Origin of the sequence: Shewanella carassii, from assembly GCF_002777975.1 — a bacterium.
GTDB classification, from domain to species: Bacteria; Pseudomonadota; Gammaproteobacteria; order Enterobacterales; family Shewanellaceae; genus Shewanella; species Shewanella carassii.
On the sequence record NZ_NGVS01000043.1, the window covers coordinates 1 to 1,816 of the forward strand.

Genomic DNA, 1,816 nt, shown 5'->3' on the forward strand with positions numbered 1-1,816 from the left:
TAAACTCTATGCTTCGAGATGGCATCATGTGGGACCAAAACATCGCCCAAAATAAAGGATTGACGCCATAGTCGTTTGTTAGGTCGCTTTACTCGTTTTTATCCATTGTTTGCATGTCGTCGTACCATGAAGAAACTCTAAATAGAGCAAGCACCGCTGCAAAAGCAGTTAATAACGCGTATATGAATATGAAATAGCTGAAGCAATAGAACATACTTGTTGCTAAACCCAAGTTTTCACCCCAAATGGCGTATAACCAATGTGATTTGGTAACCGGAATATCGTAAGCCTTAGCTACGACAGCCAAAAGAATGGACACTAATTGCAGTAAGATAAAATGTGCAAAGGTCGCATTCACTTCCATAAATGGAGAAGGAAGACCGTCCCCGTCAGAGCCAGAAATCAATGCCTTAAACTTCTCATCCCCTATGGCAACCCACATAGCAAAGCCGCCCAAAGAGAACCCCAAAACACTAGGCATTATTGATAAAACATCTCCCCACCATCCAGCTTTCATCCATTGTGGATGTAGGAGTACAGTTAAGAAAACTGCGACCCAAAAGTAGACACTGGTTACCACAGCTTTCCAACCACCATAAGCCTTCCAGTATCGAGCCAGAATGTTGTCGTTAGACATTATTTAATCCATGCACTTATTTCTTTCTTTAAATTAAACGCCATATCACGCAAAAGCTCAAATGGAGATTCTGAATTTGGGTTGTAGTAATCAGTTCTTCTCATTGGATGATCTTTCGTTGAAAGCTCTTCTTTCTTGCCAGCTTCATTGTATCGCTTAAGTTCTACAGTGCCATTTTTTGCAGCTACCTTAGCCTCAAGCTTTAACTCTTGATCGAGTAACAGTTCTTTACCATTGCTAGCTTTCAATACCCTTTCTTCTTGCGCAGCATTTAGGCGTTTCAATCTATCGTGTACACGTTTTTCTGTGACTTTCAAGTCATCTGGATTCGGACGCTTCGTAACCAAAGTCAAATTGGTGACACCGTTCAGCTCAAGCATTCTGTCGATAGCATTAGCCTCTGGGATATGACTAACGAATACTTCTCCAAAGCGATTCGTTAACTCTGGATGATTCAGAGCCAATTCAAACAACTTCTCAGCAAAATTTGCGCTTAAAGCTTTTCCATCGTAGTAGCCTTCGTAAACGAGGATGTGATCATCGGGAAAGAATATAAATGAAAAACGAGACAGATTAGGCTTTAGTTTTTCAGGAATATTAATTTCTGCAACATCTTCATCAGTTGCAACATCTTTGCTTTCAATATCATACCACTCACCATCAACGTCAATGTTTGTGAACTTGACTATTTCGCCAACAATAGGTCCTGGCTCTTCTTGGTCACGATCAAGTTTATAGATAGCGCCAATTCGTCCAAACTGATCACCACGAAGTCTAGCGCTTGATTTGAGCTTTCTAGCGGCATTAAACAACTGAATGTATTTTTCAGGGGTGTGAGGGTGGATCGTTACGTTCAAAGCACCAAATTCTAGTTTTTTATCTCTTGCCATTGTACTAATAACCATAATAACTATGCGTATTCTGAAATATAATGATTATTCATCACGTTGCAATACTCATATGCGAAATTTGAGGATGACTGTACTGCGACCTAACGCCGCATTAAGGTGTGAGCAACGCTACCACGAAACCTAACCAGACCACCGTAAACACTAAACCCAACGATGGAATAAAAAATGCCAAGTGTTGGGAATCACTCTTAAATGCTTTGTATGGATAATAACCAAGCCAAAAGGGTAAAGTGAGACCCAGGCTTTAGCGGCAACTAAAGCTTTCTAT

2 protein-coding genes are annotated in these 1,816 nt (G+C 40.5%); both read right to left on the minus strand.

What is annotated here, in order from left to right; translation table 11 throughout:
• Positions 1 to 88: 88 nt before the first annotated feature.
• On the minus strand, positions 89 to 637 hold the full coding sequence (locus tag CBE72_RS19620; protein WP_100146005.1) for a hypothetical protein: 549 nt from the start codon (positions 635 to 637) through the stop codon (positions 89 to 91).
• Positions 637 to 1,527, minus strand: coding sequence for a DUF4747 family protein (locus CBE72_RS19625; protein ID WP_069499700.1), 891 nt, complete (start codon positions 1,525 to 1,527; stop codon positions 637 to 639). The genes CBE72_RS19620 and CBE72_RS19625 overlap by 1 nt, the downstream gene beginning before the upstream one ends.
• Between the last annotated feature and the right edge of the window lie 289 nt (positions 1,528 to 1,816).

What these genes read in the sequence shown, in the direction of transcription:
- CBE72_RS19625 (WP_069499700.1), bottom strand. Translation starts at nt 1,527, where the DNA reads ATGGCAAGAGATAAAAAACTAGAATTTGGTGCTTTGAACGTAACGATC.
- CBE72_RS19620 (WP_100146005.1), bottom strand. Translation starts at nt 637, where the DNA reads ATGTCTAACGACAACATTCTGGCTCGATACTGGAAGGCTTATGGTGGT.